Consider the following 15,615-nt stretch of genomic DNA (forward strand, 5'->3'; position numbering starts at 1 on the left):
GATCCCTCACTGGTCCGTTTCAGGCGGTCGCGGCGGCGGTGAGCCGCTCGCGCAGGCGCCGGCCGGGGGTGGCGTCCAGCAGCGCCCGGGTGTACTCCTCGGCCGGCCGCGCGAACACCCGCCCGGTCGGCCCGGTCTCCACGACCCGGCCCCGGCGCATGACCGCGACACCGTCGGAGATCGAGCGCACGAGGTCGAGGTCGTGGGCGATGAAGAGGTACGTCAGGTGCAGCTCGCGCTGCAGCTGGGCGAGCAGCTCGACGATGCGTCCCTGGGTCACCACGTCCAGGGAGGACAGCGCCTCGTCGAGCACGACGATCGGCGACCGCGGCGCGAGGGCGCGGGCGATGGCGACCCGCTGCTGCTGGCCGCCGGACAGCTCGCGCGGCTTGCGCCCGGCGAACGCGGCGGGCAGGCCGACCCGGTCGAGCAGCTCCGCCACCCGGCGGTGCCGCTCGGCGCGGCCGGCGAGCCCGAAGGAGCGCAGCGGCTCGGCCACGATCTGCTCGACGGTCAGCCGCGGGTCGAGGGCGACCTGCGGGTTCTGGTGTACCAGCTGGATCTGCCGCCACACCGCCCGCCGGCCGGCACCGGTCAGCCGCGTGACGTCGCGGCCCTGGACGTGCACCCGGCCGGCGTCGGGCCGGGCCAGGCCCAGGATCAGCCGGGCCGTGGTCGACTTTCCCGAGCCGGACTCGCCGACCAGGGCGAAGGTGCTGCCGGGCGGTACGGCGAACGCCACCTCGTCGACGGCCCGGAAGTGCCCGGCCGGGCCGTGCGCGAAGGACTTCGTGAGGCCGGCCACCTCGATCGCGGGCGGCGCCGGGGACTCCGCGGGGGCCGGGCGCGGCACCTCGCGCCCGGTCAGGCCGAAGGCGCTGGTGACCAGCTCCCGGGTGTAGTCGTGCCCGGGCCGCAGGACCAGCTCGTCGAGCGGGCCGCCGTCGAGGACCCGGCCGCCGCGCATGACGATCGCCCGGGTCGCGTGGTCGGCGGCGACCGCGAGGTTGTGCGTCACGAACAGTACCGCCGCGCCGGTCTCGGCGGTCAGCCGGTCGAACACTTCTAGGACCTGCCGTTGCACGGTCACGTCGAGGGCCGAGGTCGGCTCGTCGGCGACGAGCAGCCGGGGCCGCAGCCCGAAGCTGATGGCGATGAGCACCCGCTGCTTCATCCCGCCGGACAGCTCGTGCGGATACTGGCGCAGCCGCTGCGCGGGGTGGTCGATCCCGACCAGCTCCAGCAGCTCGACCGCCCGGTCGCGCAGCCGCGCCCGGCTCAGCCGCCGGCCGTCCGGGTGCAGCCGGAAGACCTCGGTGAGCTGGCGGCCGATCGGCTGGACCGGGTCGAGCGACGTGGCCGGATCCTGGGGTACCAGACCGACCAGACGACCGCGGAGCCCGACCAGGTCGCGCTCGCCCAGCGCGGTGATCTCGTGGCCGGCGACGTGGACCGATCCGCGCTCGATCCGCGCGCTCGCCGGCAGCAGCCCGATGGTGGCCCGGCTCAGCGTCGACTTGCCGGAGCCGGACTCGCCGATGACGGCGACCACCTCGCCCGCCCGGATCGTCAGGTCCGCCCCGTCGACGGCCGGGTGGGCCGCGCCGCGGTAGGAGACCGTCAGGTCGCGGATGTCCAGCACCGGCTCGCCGCCGTCGTTCGCGTTCGTCATCGCAGGTTCCCCGCTCATATCCGGAAGCGTTGTTGGAGCAGCCGGCCGACGCGGGCCACGGCCAGCACGGTGACCAGCACGGCGATGCCCGGCAGCGAGGTCAGCCACCAGGCGTTGGCCAGGTAGTCGCGGCCCTCGGACAGCAGCGTCCCCCACTCGGGCCGCGGCGGCGGCGCGCCGTAGCCGAGGAAGCCCAGGCTCGCGATGCTCAGGATGGTCGCGCCGAGCTCGGTCGGGACGAGCGCGACGATCGGCCCGGCGGAGTTGGGCAGCACGTGCCGGAACAGCAGCCCCACGGGGCGGGTGCCGCAGATCCGGGCGGCGTCGACGTAGTCGAGCTGGACCACGCGCAGCGCCTCGCCGCGCGCGACCCGGGCGAACGGCGCGACGGCGCCGATGCCGACCCCGATCGCGACGTGCGCGGTGCCCGGCCCGAACGCCGAGACCACGCACAGCGCGAGCAGGAAGCCGGGCAGCGCGAGCAGGACGTCCACCAGGCGCATCAGGACGGAGTCGGCCGCGCCGCGCAGCAGCCCCGCGGTGACGCCGGCGACGGTGCCGACGGCCAGGCCGATCGCCGTGCCGATGACCGCGCCGTAGATGGTGGCACGGGTGCCGTGCACCACCCGGGCGAAGGTGTCGCGCCCGGCGCGGTCGGTGCCGAACCAGTGCTCCGGCGAGGGCGGCAGGAACCGCTGCGACCCGTCGCCGACGAGCGGGTCGTAGCCGCTGAACCAGGACGGGAACAGCGCCCACAGGGCCACGATCGCGAGTACGGCCAGGGCGACGCCGGTGGCGAGACCACCGGGGGTGACCCGGATCCGGCGGGTGCCGGCCGGCCGTTCGATCGTCGTCATCGCGCCGCGCCGGGCGTGAGCAGGATCCGCCGGTCGAGCACCGGGTAGAGCAGGTCGATCGCCAGGTTCACGACCACGTAGACGCCCGCGATGATGAGGATGAAGCCCTGCACCAGCGACACGTCCTGCTGCGACACGGCCGTCTGCAGCACCCGGCCGACGCCGGCCCGGGCGAACACCGTCTCGGTGACCACGGCCCCGCCGACCAGGGTGCCCAGCACGTTGCCGGCGACGGTCAGGCCCGGGCCGGCGGCGTTGCGGACCACGTGGCGCCAGAAGACCCAGCCCCGGCCGGCCCCCTTGGCCCGCACGACGTCGACGAAGTCGCTGTCGTAGACGGTGCCGACGCTCTTGAGCAACACCTGCGAGAACGCCGCCGACAGCGGCAGGCCCAGCACGACCGAGGGGACCACGATGGACAGCAGCGACCCGTCCGGGAAGACCGAGATCCAGCCCAGCCGGAACGACAGCAGGTTGAGCACGAGGATGCCGACCCAGAAGACCGGCGCCGCGGCGAAGACCGGCGGCAGCAGCACCGCGAACGAGCGCAGCCAGCGCCAGCGGCCCAGCGAGGCGGTGACCACGATCGCCGCGGTGATGACCGCGGCGGCGGCGAACGCGCCCAGGGTGAGCTGCAGCGTCGACGGCGCGGCGTTGGTGATGGCGTGCCCGACGGTCTGGCCGGTGCTCATCGAGTAGCCCAGCGAGCCGTGCAGGAGGTGGCCGAGCTCGATGAAGTAGCGCTCCGCCACGCCGTGGTCGTAGCCGTAGTACAGCTTCATCTGCTCGACGGTCCGCTCGTCGATGACACCGGTGTCGTCGGTGGCGAACATCTCGATCGGGTTGGACGGCAGCAGCGTGATCGCGACGAAGGTGAGCGTGTAGGCCAGCCACAACACGACCACCGCCTGCACCAGCCGCCCGCCGACGTAGCGGGCCAGGCGGCGCGAGCGGGGACGGGCGAGGACCAGCGCGCCCGCGAGCGCGGTCATCCCCGCTTCCAGGCGTTGTAGAAGTCCGGGTACGTCTGGGTCTGGAAGGTCACGTGCACGTCGGGCGAGGCGCCGAAGGTCTGCGCCTCCTCGAAGTAGGCGATGACGTACGACCCCTGGTGCAGCGCCCGCTGCTGCTCGGCCTGCACGGCCTTGAACTCGGCGTCGTCCTTGGCCTCCAGCTCCCGCCGGTACAGCGCGACCAGCTCGGGCGGCGCGCCGAGCAGCGCCGTGTTGCCCGGTCCGCCGAAGCTCTGCCCGAGCGAGATGATCGACGTGCGGCTGACCACGATGGGCACGGTGACGTCGGTGTTGGCGGTGGCCGCGAACGACGGGTCGTTGCGCACGTCGAGCACGATGCCGAGCTCCTTACGCCACTGCTGGGCGATGTACTCCCAGGCCGGGCCGAGAGCGACCTGCTGCGCGCTCTGCGGCACGGTCAGGTGCAGCTGCTTGCCGTCCTTGGCCCGCACCCCGTCCGCGCCCTGCCGCCAGCCCGCCTGCTCCAGCAGGTCCCGGGCCTTGCCGGGGTCGTACTTGAACTCCGCGGACAGGTCGATCGCGTTGGGGTTGTCGACGTTGAGGATCGAGATCGGCGGCGGGTAGCTGTCGGTCAGCGCGTCGCGGGTCAGCCCGTCCCGGTCGACGCCGAGGACGAGGGCCCGGCGGACCAGCGGGTCCTTGGTGAACTCGTTCTCCACCCGCAGCGCCGCGTAGTTGGAGGTACCCAGCGGCGGCCGGTAGAGCAGCAGCTGGTAGCCGGCGGCCTTGATCACCGACTCGTCGGCCGGCTGGATGCCGCGGGCCACGTCGACCTGCCGGGAGGTGAGGGCGCCGGTGCGCAGCCCGATCTCGGGCAGCACCTTCCAGACGATCCGGTCGAGGTAGGCCTCGCCCTGGTTCGGCGAGCTCGCCGGCGCCCACCGGTAGCCGGGCCGGCGGACGAGGACCGCGGACTGGTTGGGTACCTGGGATTCGAAGACGAACGGCCCGGCGCCGACGCTGTTCTGCGGCAGGCCGGCCTCCTCCAGGTCCAGCCCCAGCGTCTTCGCGCCCAGGATCGGCGAGTTGAGCCGGGTGGTGTCGATGAGGAACTGCTGGTTGGGCTTGGACAGCACGACGGTGACCGTGTCGCCGTCCACCTCGACGTGGTCGAAGCCGCGCGACACCTGCGGATGCACCGGGACGCGCAGCCGCTGGTCGCCGCGGCCGTAGAGCTCGTAGTTCTTCGCCACGATCTCGGGGGTGAGCTGGGTGCCGTCGATGAAGGTGATCCCCTTGCGGATCCTGAAGCTGAACTTCGTGTTCTCGTCGTTCTTGCTCCACGACTCGGCGACCCACGGCTGGAGCTTCTTCTGGTACGGGTCGAAGTACAGCAGGAACACGTTGGTGTGGAAGCTGACGTTGCCGGAGCTGTAGGTGCCCAGCTTCTGCGGCTGCCACGTCGACACCGCCTCGGTGTCGGAGAAGGTGAGCGTGCCGCCCCGCACCGGCGAACCCGTCGGGCCGGTGGCGCCGCCCGCGGTGCGGCCGCCCGGTCCCTTGCCGCCGGAGCAGGCCGCCAGCAGCGCCGCGCCCAGCGCGCCGGCGCCGAGCCCGAGAAACCGGCGGCGATCGAGTTGTGCTGCCATGGAACCGACTACCTCGTCCTTCTCGGTGGGGGCCCACCGTACGGACGATCGTGGCGTCCACCCTGCCCACCATCAACGCGGTCCGGCTACGCGATCGGTCAACCTTTGCTTAACCGTGCTTTGACTGAAGAAAACCCGTAGCCGGACCGCGTTGATCGGCCGGTCCGCCCGCCGGATCGTGGGCTGCAGCATCCACGCCACACGGTTCGGAGGGCACGGCATGGCCACCATCGTCGAACTCGCTCCGGTCCTCGCCGAGGCCGGCAACGCCGAATTCGCCATCGTCAACGGAGTCTGGAACGCCCGCGAGCAGACCGAGCGCTTCGCCCGGGACCGCGGGCACGCCTATTGGCGCCCGGCGGAAGGCGGGGCCGGCCAGGAGGAGCTCGACCGGGCCCTCGCCGCCGCCGACGTGCTCGTGCTCGCGCCGACGGTCGCCACCGGCGCCGTGATGCGCCAGCCGGCCGACGGCGCCGAGGCCGGGCGGCGGCTCGGGCACCGGCTGCTGGACCGGCTCGGCGCCCGGCGCCCGGGCGTCCACGTCGTGCTCATCTCGCACTTCCTGGTCGGCCACGGCGCGGCGCACCGCAACGCCAAGCCCAGCACCTGGGGCCTGCGCGCGCTGGAGGCCCACCTGCGGGGCGGGCCGAACCGGTGGACGATCCTCCGCCCGACCTGGCTGTCCACCATCCACGACGCCTCCTACCAGACCCGGCTCAGCCAGGACCAGCACGCCGACGGCCTGGTCAGCCGGGACAGCATCGCCGCCGCGGTGATCACCGCCGTCGAGCACCCGCACGCCGCCGCCGGGCGTACCGCCGCCGTGTTCAACCTGAGCGTCCCGCAGGGCGGCGGCACCGACCTCGCCGCCCAGTTCGGCGCCCTGGACCTGGACTACGAGGCCGAGTTCGCCGCACAGCCGGTGGGCGCGTGACCGGGCGGCCGGCGGGTCAGCACGAGTGGGAGGCCACCTTCGGCCGGGACGAGCTGGGTCGCCCCGTCCCGCCGAGCCGCCACCTGCTGATCCTGGCCGACGTCGTGGGCCGGCCGGGCGCGGCGGCCGCCCGGCACCTGGAGGCGGCGCTGTCGGCGCTGGAGGACCGCTACCCGCACGGCCGCGACGGGCTGCTGTCCACCATCGGCTGGGGCCCCGGCTGGTGGGACCGGCACACCGAGCACGCCGGGCTCATCGGCGCGGCGGCGCGGATGTCGCGGTGGGAGGACCCGGTCATCGACACCGCGGACGCGGTCTTCCACCTCGCGAGCGACCACGAGGACGTGCTCGAGGACGTGCGGGAGACGCTGTTCGGCGAGTCCGGGTCCGGACCGGGGGAGTACCTCGGCGTGCGGGAGGTCCGCCGCGGCTTCGTCGGCGCCGGCCTGCCCGCCGAAGCGCTGCCGGAGCTGGGCATCCCGGCCACCGCGCCGCTGCTGTTCGGCTTCCACTCGGTGCACCGCGGCAACCAGGCGCCGGAGCCGGCGATCACGATAGGCGCGGGGCCGCTCGCCGGCGGTACCACCCAGCATGTCAGCCGCATCGAGCTGGACGTGCGGCGGTGGCACGCCCTGGACCGCGACCGCCAGGCCGCCCTGCTCTACGCGCCCACGGTCTCGGCGGCGCGGGCCGAGCGGTTCACCGACGACGCGCCGAGCGACTACGACCGCTACGAGGAGACCGTGCGCCACCACGGCGTCGTCGGCCACGCCCAGGCCGCGGCCCGGGCCCGGGCCGGCAACGTCCCGGTGATCAACCGGCGCGACTTCGCCACGCTCGACGGCGGCCGGCCGGGGACACACTTCGTCTCGCTGCAGCGGGAGCTGCGCGACTTCAACAACACCCGCGCCGTCATGAACGCCGCCGACGGCCCGGACTACCACGGCGCCGTCGGCGCCCGGCTGCGCAACGGCATCAACGCATTCTTCGACGTGACCCACCGCGCGACGTTCGGCATCCCGGCCCGGGCACTGCGCGCCTACCCGCACCACCGGAGGTAACCGTGCCCGACGCGGTGCTGCGCGACATGCTCGCCGATCCCGCGCTCCCGGTCGGCGCGACCGACCGGCGCCTCGCCGCGCTGCACGAGGCCCACGACCACATCGTCAGCCGCCGGCTCGCCGCCGGGGCCGCCGCCTCGCTCGAGGCCGCCGCCGGGCTCGTGGCCCGGCTGGCCGCGATCGACCCGGCGCTGGCCGCTACGCTGCGCTGGCACGCCACCCTGGCGCCGGTGCTCGCCGCCCTGCCGGCCTCGCGCGCCCGCAACGCCGTCCTCGGCGACGTGCGCCGGGGGGACCTGCTGACCTGGGCGACCAGCGTGCGGAGCTGGACGTGGCAGGACGGCTGGCCGCCGGCCGATTCGGCCCCGATCGGGGCGGCCGACGGGGAGCTCACCCTGGACGAGTCGCCGGCGCTGTACGACGCCGTCCTGGCGTGGGACCCTGCCAGTGGCGTGCTGGTGGTCGTACCACCGCAGCGAAACGGTGTGTCGTGGGAGCCCGCCGGGGCCGGGTGGACCGTGCGCCTGACCCGGGTGACCTTCCACGCCGACGAGGTGATCCGGGTCGCGACCGACCCGCGCCGGCATCCGGCCTGGCGCGATCCGGCCCCGCGGCCGTCATGAGGCGAGCCCCAGGCGCGTGCCGCGCAGGGCCCGCAGCGCGTCGGCCGCGATCGTCCGCAGCGCCCGTGTGACCAGCGCGATGTTCGGGTCGCGCTGCCGGCCCTCGCGGACCACCGCGCTGACCGTGCGCCCGCCCAGGTCGGTGCCCGGCAGGTCGTCGACGATCAGGCCCTCCAGGTGCGGCGGCACGCACAGCCGCGGCACGACGGCGGAGGCCACCTCCGTCGCGGCCAGGTCGCAGATGTTCTGTGCGCCGATGAGCCGGTGCTTGATCTGGGGGGTGAACCCGGCCGCCCGCCCCGCCCGCATCACGGCGAGACCGAGCCCGGAGTCGCGGGGCCCGGCCACCCACGGCTCGTCGGCCAGCGCCGCCAGGCCGCGCCGCCGGAGGCGCAGGTGCAGCTGGGTCGGCGCCATGAGCACCAGCGGCTCGAACAGCAGCGGCTCGCCGGCCAGCCCGCCGAGCGAGTCCTGGGCGCTGAAGTCGTAGCGGCAGGTGATGGCGATATCGGCCTCGCCCTGCCGCAGCAGCCGCAGCGAGGCCGCGCTCGTCGCCTGCTGGATCTCGACCCGCAGGTCGGGCTCCTCGACGCTGAGGCGCTGCACGGCCGGCGCCGCGAGCATGGGGATGCCCATGTTGAACGCGGCGATCGCGATCTGACCGGAGGCCGTGCCGGCGGTGGCCGCGACGGCGCTGATCGCCTCGTCGACCGCGCCGAGCACCCGGCGCACGTGCTCCACGAGCACCCGGCCGCTGCGGGTCAGCCCGAGCGTGCGGCCGTCCCGGCGGAACAGGATCGCGCCCGTCTCCTTCTCCAGCACCCGCAGCTGCTGGGACACGGCGGAGCTGGTGATGCCGCGCCGCTCGGCCACGGCGGTGACCGTGCCGAGCTCGGCCAGGTCGCACAGGAGCATCATGCGCCGCAGGTCGAGCATCATGCACCGCCCGCGGCCGGCCGAGCGACGACTTCGATCAGCTTCACGGCAACCATGGTGGCACAGCCCGCGCCAAAAACCTAGTATCCCCATCTGGACGATAGGAATAAGCCTTTGGGTGTACGCTACGCGCATGACTGCCGGGTCGGCCAAACGCCGTGAGTGGAAGTTGCGCCCGGCCACGGCTTGATCGCCCGGCGGGCCCGCGGCCCGCCCCCTCCCATCGCACGACTTCAGCGGAGTCTGCGACGAAGGGAGGTGAAGTGCATGACCCGCTCTGCGAACTGGGACGATTTCGTGTCCCGCCACGGCGTCGGTGACGTCGTGGAAGGCCAGGTCACCCGGCTGGTGCCGTTCGGCGCGTTCGTCACGGTGCACGGCGACATCCCGGGCCTGCTGCGCACCGACGCCCGGCCGCCGGTCGGCAGCACCCTGCCGCTGCGCGTGAAGGAGCTCGACCCGGCCAAGCAACGCGTCGCGTTCGAAGCCGCGTGACCAAGGGGTGGGCCCGCGCCCGTCGCGGGTCCACCCATCACCCTGTGCGCCCACCCGCGCGGATAGGCTATTCAGCTCATAGGAATAGTCGGCTTAGGCGGCGTGGGCGATGGTGGTCGTGGCCGTGCTGTTCGCCGGTGCCCTGGTGGCGCTGCTGCTGCACTGGGAGACCGGGTTCTGGGTGCTGGCCGGCCTTACCCTCGCCTGGCAGCTGGCCCTGCTCGAACGGAACCGCCGCTGACGCCTAAGGCAGTGCTGAAGTCCGGGTCCCGACTGTGGATACGGCAGTTGCCCAATGCCCGCCGCAGTGCCTTAGCCGCAGCCTTGACCCCGTTGGACAACCGCACTTTTCGAACAGGGGTGTCAAGATGGCTGAGCGGAGCCGGCGGTACGCCGGACTGAAGCGAACGTTGGGGGCGCTCGCGGCGGCGGCCGCCGGCATATCGGTGATCGTCGCGCCGGCCGGTCCGGCATCGGCCGACGCGGGCCGGCCGACGGCCACCGTCGCGTTCACGGCGGTGGGGGAGCACGCCTTCACCGTGCCGGTGGGCGTCACGTCGATCCACGTCGTCGCGGTCGGCGGCCGGGGCGGCAGCGCCTACGGCGCCGGCGGCTGGGGTGCCCGCGTCGAGGGCGACGTGCGGGTGATTCCCGGCACGACGATCTACGCCGAGGTCGGCGGGAACGGCGCGCAGGGCACGTTCGGCGAGGGGCAGAACGCGGCCGGCGGGGCGAACGGCGGCGGGACGGGCGCCCACTGGGCGGTCCGGACGGACCCGTCCACGGAGAACGCCCAGGAGCGCTCCGGCGGCGGTGGCGGCGGGGCGTCCGACATCCAGGCCTGCTCCGTCGCCCCCGCCTGCACGCCCATCAACCACGGCGGCCCGGACCTGCTGCTCGTCGCCGGGGGCGGCGGCGGTAGCGGCGCGTTCAACGCGGGCGGCGCCGGCGGCACGCCCAACGGCGCTGACGGGGAGCTGGGGAACTACTACCGCGCCTACATGGAGAACGGCCTGGGCGCCACGCAGTCGGCGTCGGGCACCAACAACTACCAGATCGCCAACGGCTCGACGGCGCCGCACTGCGACGGCGACAGCGGCACGGTCACGACCTGGGGCGGTGGCGGCGGTGGCGGTGGCTACCACTGCGGCGGCGGTGGCGCGTCCGTCATCTACGGCGGCGCGGGCGGCGGCGGCTCGAGCTACGGCCCCGCCGGCACCACCTACGCGGTGGCCGTGAACCAGGACCCGTCGGTGACGATCACCTACCGGACCGCGTTCCAGCTGGCGCCCGCGTCGCGCAGCTCGATGGCCCTGGACCTGGTCGGGCTCACCGTGGTGCAGCAGCCGTCGTCCAGCGCGAGCAGCCAGCTGTGGAGCCTGGTGGCGCAGGGTTCGCTGTACCAGATCGTCAACCAGGCCACCGGGCAGTGCCTGACCACCGACGGCCACGCCGGTGACCAGCTGATCGTCTGGCCCTGCTCCGCGCAGGCCCAGCAGCTGTGGCAGGTGCCCACCACCTTCGGCTACGGGGCCAACGGCTCGGTCATCTACAACCCGGCCTACGACCTGTTCGTCGACGTCAGCGGTGGCAGCGTGGCCCCCGGCGCGGCGATCGACGCCCAGACGTACAACGGCGGCGCCGGTCAGTACTTCCTGACCTTCTGACCTGCTCGCACACGGGACCGCCGGCGGGGCTCAGCGCTCCGGCGGCGGTCACGTCTGCTATGCAGAAGGTGATGCCCACGGACAAGCCGCTCAAGAACCCGCCGCCGTACGCCATCGCGTCGGTCGACCACGCGCTCCGGCTGGCCGCGATGTTGCAGCTGGAAGGGTCGCTCACCGTCGCGGAGGCGGCTGACCGGCTGGGTGTCGCCAGGTCCACCGCGCACCGGCTCCTGCAGATGCTCGTCTACCGCGACTTCGCGGCCCAGGACCCGGGGCGCATCTACCACGCGGGCCCGGTGCTGCAGCTGGCCGAGCACTCGGGGTCGCAGACCGCGCGGCTGCGGGCGGCATCGCTGCCGCACCTGCGCCGGCTGGCCGACGCGCTGGACGAGACGGTCAACGTCACGATCCGCACCGGCGACACCGCGCGCTTCATCGCCTCGGCCGAGTCGAGCCAGGCGCTGCGGGTCGGGTCGCGCGAAGGCATGGTCTTCCCGGCCCATCGCACCACCGGCGGCATACTCCTGCTCGCCGAGCTGGACGACGACGAACTGGCGCAGGTGTACGCCGCCCGGGCCGGCGAGGCAGGGGCCGAGCGGCCCGAGCTTGGCCGGCTGCGCCCGGAGCTCGCGCGCATCCGGCGCTCGGGCTTCGCGGTCAACCAGGGCCGTTCGGAACGCGGCGTCACCGCCGTGGGCGTGCCGGTGCGCGACGCGGACGGCCGCGCCATCGCGGGCCTTGCGGTCTCCATGCCGTCGGTACGCTACGCCAAGGAGCGGCTGCCGCTGCTGGTGGCGGCGCTGCAGCAGGGGGCGCGCGGCATAGCGGCCGACCTCGCGCGACCCGCACGAGACGACTGACCCGGCGCATCGCGTGCGGCGCTGGTGGCCCCTGCGGCCGGTGCGGCGTTTTGCTTCCGTGATCATGCACTGGAGGCGTCCACTTGCTGGGATCGTCATGATCGTGGAGTGATAGTGCCGCTCCTGGTACATCATCGCTCCACGATCATGGAGATCCCGCCATTCGGGACGCTGCTCGGCATGATCGCGGAAAGAAAGCGCGGGTCCGACTACGTCTCCTACCTCGAGCGCGGCCTCGGCGCCACGCTGTCGGCGTCGGGCAGCAACTGGAACTGGGCGGGGGTGCCGCACTGCACCGGCGACGGCTACTACTGCGGCGGCGGTGGCGCGGCGGCCGCCGTGGCCGGTGTGGGCGGTGTGGGCGGTGTGGGCGGCGGCGGTTCGAGCTACGGCCCCGCCGGCACCACCTGCGCGGTGGCCGCGGACGAGGACCCGTCGGTGACGATCACCTACCGGACGGCGTTCCGGCTGGCCGCCGGCGCGGCGATCGACGCCCAGCCGTACAACGGCGGGGCCGGTCAGTACTGCGTGACCTGCTGAGCGGCGCTCAGCGGGGGCAGGCCGAGGTTGTCGCGCAGGGTCGGCCCCCGGTAGTCGTCCTTGACGATGCCGCGCTTGCGCAGCTCGTGCAGCAGCCCGTTGACCACGAAGTCGTGCTGCCGGTCGTCGGCGAGGCCGCCGACCGACAGCACGTCGAGCACGCCGGCGCGGAAGCGCTCCTCGACCGCGTCGGCGAGTTGCTCCGGGGTGCCGGCGACGGACCAGTGGCCGGTGTCCTGGGCGGCGATGATGAGCTCGCGCAGCGTGTAGCCGCGGCGCGCGTAGCCGCTGAAGATCTCGACCCGGCCGCGGCGGCGGTGCACCGTCGTGACGTCGGGCAGCAGGCTCTCGGGCAGCGGCTCGTCGAGCTTGGCCTCGGACAGGTCCACCCCGCCGCCGCCGAGCATGTCGGCGACCAGCGCCCGGCCCGCCTCGAAGTCGATGGCCTCCTGCCGCTCGCGGACCAGCCGCCGGGCCTCCTCCTCGGTCGCGCCGAACGTGGCGTGGAACGAGCTGAAGATCAGCGGCAGCCCGGCCGGCCGGCCCAGCAGCGCCGCCCGGCCGCGGACCCGGCCGGTGTACTCCCGGGCGTCGTCCAGGCTCGACAGGGCGGTGAAGACCACCTCGGCGTAGCGGGCGCCCAGCTCGATGCCGGCCGTGGACTGCCCGGCCTGGATCAGCACCGGCCGGCCCTGCGGCAGCGGCGGGATGTTCAGCGGGCCCTCGACGCTGAAGTACCGCCCGCGATGCCCGATCGGGCGGATCTTCTCCCGGTCCAGCACCGCCCGCCCGTCCGGACCCGGCCGCAGCGCGCCGGGCTGCCAGCTGTCCCACAGCGCGTTGACCACCTCGAGGGTCTCCGCCGCCCGCGCGTAGCGCTCCTCCGGGCCGGGCAGCGGGTCGGGACCGAAGTTCTCCTCGCCGATCGCCGACGTGACGAGGTTCCACGCGGCGCGGCCGTTGCTGACGTGGTCGAGGGTGCCGAAGAGCCGGGCCAGGTTGTAGGGATGGTGGAACGTCGTCGACACCGTGGCGATGAGCCCGATCCGGGACGTCAGCTGGCTCAGGGCGGCGACGTACACCAGCGGCTCCTGCGCCCCGATCGTCCCCTGCGCGCCGAAGGTCAGCAGGTCGGGGACGAACAGCGCGTCGATCCGCGCCGCCTCGGCCCGCCCGGCGACGAGCCGCGCCGTGTCCACCGTGGACTTCGTGGGATCCAGGGCCAGCTCGTAGGGGCCGGGATGGCCGCCGGCGGCGGTGACGGTGGCGAGCGTGCGGGCGTTCATGACAACACCATATTCCGATCGGTTAAGTAGTGAAAGTGCTCAGCCGGATCCGGCCCGCGGGCGGCGGGGTGGCCGTAGCCGGCGCGTCGGGTATTGCGGTGACCGGCCGGGCCGCAATACCGTGCGTAGCCAGCCGCGGTGAGTCGGCGTTCAGCGCGCTGGTTTGGAGCGTCCGGATGCGACTATCGGTCCAGTCGATCACCTTGATGATCGCGGGCGGGGTACTGATCCTCATCGGCCTCGCCGCGTCGGCCGGCCTGCTGAAGTCGCGCTTCAGCATGGTCTTCGCCACCGCGGTCGGCCTCATCCTGCTCACCGTCGGCGTCGGCCTCGCCCTGCGCCCCCGGCTGCACGTGGCCGCCCCGCCCGCCGCCGTGGTCAGCGTCGTCGCGGTAAAACACTATTAAACCCATAGGCTTTGCCGGGAAAATGCTATGCTCGGGCCCGTGCCGGCGCGAGCGAACCCAGTGGTGGACGCCGGTCCGCGGCTGAGCCGGGCCGAGCTGGGGCTGCTGGCCTGCTGCCTCGGCGCCGGGTTCGCGACGCTGGTGGACTCGGCGGTGGTCACCTACGCGGTGCCCCTGCTCGGCACGGACCTGGCCGCGCCGACCAGCGGGGTGCAGTGGTTCCTGTCCGTGTACTCGCTGACGTTCGGGCTCGGCCTGGTCCCCGGCGGGCGGCTGGGCGACGCGCTCGGGCGCCGCACGCTGTTCATCCTCGGCCTCGCGCTGTTCGCCGCCGGTGCGCTCGCCTCGGCGGCCGCGCCGGGCATCTGGTGGGCGGTCGCCGCGCGGGCCGTGCAGGGCTCGGGCGCCGGGCTGATCAGCGCGCAGGTGCTCGGGATCATCCAGGACCGGTTCACCGGGCTGCGGCGGGTGCGGGCGCTGGCCGCGTACACCGCCGCCGGGGCCGCCGCCGCGGTGGTCGGGCCGCTCGGCGCCGCGCTCGTGCTCGCGGTGGTCCCCGGCGGCCTCGCCTGGCGCGTGGTGCTGGCGCTGAACTTGCCGTTCATCCTGGCCACGCTGTTGCTCACGATTCGGTACATTCCCGACCGGCAGCGCCCGGCGCGGCGCCCGGATCTCGATCTGCCGGCGATCGCCCTGGTGGCGGCCTTCGTGCTGCTGGTCACCATGCCGGTGATCGACCCCGGCATCGAGGGCGCCCGGCTGTGGGGCATTGTCGGCGCGTGCGGCCTCCTGGCGGTGGCGACCGGCGTCTGGGAGCGCCGCTACGCCGCCCGCGGCCGCACCCCGCTGTTCGTCCCGGCTCTCATGACCTCGCGCGGGTTCGTGCTCGGCAACCTGATCGCGCTGCTGTGGTTCGGCGGCCTGCTGGCGCACTCCACGGTGCTGACCATCTACCTGCTCCAGGGCCTGGGCTGGAGCCCGCTGCTGGTCGCCGCGGCCCTGATCCCGGGCGCGCTGACCCGGGTCGGCGCGGCCTCGCTCAGCTCGCCCCTCTACGCCCGGCTCGGCGCCCGGACCCTGCCCCTCGCGCTGGCCGTCCAGGCGACGGGCATGGTGGTGCTGGTCGCCGCCTGGACGACGGTCAGGCACGGGCCCTTCGTCGCCGTGCTGGTGGGGGTGGAGATCGTGCTCAGCGTCGCCTCGGCCGTCTTCGAACCGTCGATGCGGGCGATCACGCTGAGCTTCGCGACCGGCGCCCACCACGGCGTCGCGGCCGCGTTCCTCCAGTTGACCCAGCGGCTGTCGGCCACCTTCTGCGTCGCCCTCGTGACCGGCGTCATGCTCACCGCGGACCTGCGCACGGTCACCGCCGGCGGCCTGCAGCACGCCCTGCTGATCTGCTTCGGCCTCGTCCTGGCCGCCTGCGCACTCTCCTTCGGCCCGGCCCTGCGCGTCCCCGCCCAGCCTCCCGAGGCGATTCCGGAGAGCGCCGCGGCGATCCGCGGCTGACCGCGACCGCCGCTAAGGCGGAGCCGTCGCAGTCCCGGGGCCCGGCCCAGGGATACGGCAATCGCCCGATGACCGCGCCGGCGCCTCGACCTACTGACCTTCCGGTCGGTGTGAGCGGCGCCGGGACCAGGATCGGCAGGTCCCG

General features: G+C 73.9%; 16 protein-coding genes. 10 read left to right on the forward strand and 6 right to left on the reverse strand.

Features of this window, described 5'->3' with window-relative positions; genetic code table 11:
• Positions 1 to 19: 19 nt before the first annotated feature.
• From ACQPXD_RS24740 to ACQPXD_RS24755, 4 genes are read right to left on the reverse strand one after another with little or no spacing between them, the layout of a single operon-like run.
• A complete protein-coding gene (locus tag ACQPXD_RS24740; RefSeq protein WP_432842435.1) occupies positions 20 to 1,672 on the reverse strand; it encodes an ABC transporter ATP-binding protein in 1,653 nt (550 codons plus the stop codon).
• 14 nt (positions 1,673 to 1,686) lie between these two features.
• Entirely contained in the window at positions 1,687 to 2,529 is an 843-nt protein-coding gene (locus ACQPXD_RS24745) for an ABC transporter permease (protein WP_432842437.1), read from the reverse strand.
• Positions 2,526 to 3,521: an ABC transporter permease gene (locus ACQPXD_RS24750; protein WP_432842439.1), complete on the reverse strand. Its 996-nt coding sequence runs from the start codon at positions 3,519 to 3,521 to the stop codon at positions 2,526 to 2,528. The genes ACQPXD_RS24745 and ACQPXD_RS24750 overlap by 4 nt, the downstream gene beginning before the upstream one ends.
• Positions 3,518 to 5,152: an ABC transporter substrate-binding protein gene (locus ACQPXD_RS24755; protein ID WP_432842441.1), complete on the reverse strand. Its 1,635-nt coding sequence runs from the start codon at positions 5,150 to 5,152 to the stop codon at positions 3,518 to 3,520. The genes ACQPXD_RS24750 and ACQPXD_RS24755 overlap by 4 nt, the downstream gene beginning before the upstream one ends.
• A gap of 220 nt (positions 5,153 to 5,372) precedes the next feature.
• Between ACQPXD_RS24755 and ACQPXD_RS24760 the strand changes: the two genes are divergently transcribed.
• Genes ACQPXD_RS24760 through ACQPXD_RS24770 form a run of 3 tightly spaced genes read left to right on the forward strand, consistent with a single transcriptional unit; the run spans position 5,373 to position 7,770 of the window.
• Positions 5,373 to 6,086 (forward strand): NAD(P)H-binding protein, encoded by a 714-nt coding sequence (locus ACQPXD_RS24760; RefSeq protein ID WP_432842443.1) that lies wholly within the window; start codon positions 5,373 to 5,375, stop codon positions 6,084 to 6,086.
• Positions 6,083 to 7,147, forward strand: coding sequence for a DUF7405 family protein (locus tag ACQPXD_RS24765; RefSeq protein ID WP_432842445.1), 1,065 nt, complete (start codon positions 6,083 to 6,085; stop codon positions 7,145 to 7,147). Before ACQPXD_RS24760 ends, ACQPXD_RS24765 begins: the two co-directional genes overlap by 4 nt.
• Before the next feature lie 2 nt (positions 7,148 to 7,149).
• On the forward strand, positions 7,150 to 7,770 hold the full coding sequence (locus tag ACQPXD_RS24770) for a hypothetical protein (protein ID WP_432842447.1): 621 nt from the start codon (positions 7,150 to 7,152) through the stop codon (positions 7,768 to 7,770).
• On the opposite strand, the gene ACQPXD_RS24775 is transcribed toward ACQPXD_RS24770, so the two are convergent.
• Complete coding sequence (locus ACQPXD_RS24775; protein ID WP_432842449.1) at positions 7,765 to 8,709, reverse strand: LysR family transcriptional regulator; 945 nt, start codon at positions 8,707 to 8,709, stop codon at positions 7,765 to 7,767. The two genes, ACQPXD_RS24770 and ACQPXD_RS24775, sit on opposite strands and share 6 nt — an antisense overlap.
• A 264-nt stretch (positions 8,710 to 8,973) precedes the next feature.
• Between ACQPXD_RS24775 and ACQPXD_RS24780 the strand changes: the two genes are divergently transcribed.
• The 5 genes from ACQPXD_RS24780 (at position 8,974) to ACQPXD_RS24800 (ending at position 12,268) form a co-directional block, all read left to right on the forward strand.
• On the forward strand, positions 8,974 to 9,201 hold the full coding sequence (locus ACQPXD_RS24780; protein ID WP_432842451.1) for a S1 RNA-binding domain-containing protein: 228 nt from the start codon (positions 8,974 to 8,976) through the stop codon (positions 9,199 to 9,201).
• A gap of 109 nt (positions 9,202 to 9,310) precedes the next feature.
• Positions 9,311 to 9,442 (forward strand): hypothetical protein, encoded by a 132-nt coding sequence (locus ACQPXD_RS24785; protein ID WP_432842453.1) that lies wholly within the window; start codon positions 9,311 to 9,313, stop codon positions 9,440 to 9,442.
• Positions 9,443 to 9,569: 127 nt separating this feature from the next.
• Entirely contained in the window at positions 9,570 to 10,868 is a 1,299-nt protein-coding gene (locus ACQPXD_RS24790; RefSeq protein WP_432842455.1) for an RICIN domain-containing protein, read from the forward strand.
• A 71-nt stretch (positions 10,869 to 10,939) separates the two neighbouring features.
• Positions 10,940 to 11,728 (forward strand): IclR family transcriptional regulator, encoded by a 789-nt coding sequence (locus ACQPXD_RS24795; RefSeq protein ID WP_432842457.1) that lies wholly within the window; start codon positions 10,940 to 10,942, stop codon positions 11,726 to 11,728.
• Between the two features lie 180 nt (positions 11,729 to 11,908).
• Positions 11,909 to 12,268: a hypothetical protein gene (locus ACQPXD_RS24800; RefSeq protein WP_432842459.1), complete on the forward strand. Its 360-nt coding sequence runs from the start codon at positions 11,909 to 11,911 to the stop codon at positions 12,266 to 12,268.
• Here the strand turns inward: ACQPXD_RS24800 and ACQPXD_RS24805 are convergent.
• Positions 12,247 to 13,554 carry an NtaA/DmoA family FMN-dependent monooxygenase gene (locus ACQPXD_RS24805; protein ID WP_432842460.1) on the reverse strand — a complete coding sequence of 436 codons (1,308 nt, stop codon included), beginning with the start codon at positions 13,552 to 13,554 and terminating at the stop codon, positions 12,247 to 12,249. The two genes, ACQPXD_RS24800 and ACQPXD_RS24805, sit on opposite strands and share 22 nt — an antisense overlap.
• A 176-nt stretch (positions 13,555 to 13,730) precedes the next feature.
• Between ACQPXD_RS24805 and ACQPXD_RS24810 the strand changes: the two genes are divergently transcribed.
• Together ACQPXD_RS24810 and ACQPXD_RS24815 are read left to right on the forward strand one after the other, a co-directional pair.
• Entirely contained in the window at positions 13,731 to 13,961 is a 231-nt protein-coding gene (locus ACQPXD_RS24810) for a hypothetical protein (RefSeq protein ID WP_432842462.1), read from the forward strand.
• A 39-nt stretch (positions 13,962 to 14,000) separates the two neighbouring features.
• Complete coding sequence (locus tag ACQPXD_RS24815; RefSeq protein WP_432842464.1) at positions 14,001 to 15,470, forward strand: MFS transporter; 1,470 nt, start codon at positions 14,001 to 14,003, stop codon at positions 15,468 to 15,470.
• Positions 15,471 to 15,615: the final 145 nt, after the last annotated feature.

Origin of the sequence: Dactylosporangium sp. CA-092794, assembly GCF_050948465.1 — a bacterium.
In the GTDB taxonomy this organism is placed as follows: domain Bacteria; phylum Actinomycetota; class Actinomycetes; order Mycobacteriales; family Micromonosporaceae; genus Dactylosporangium.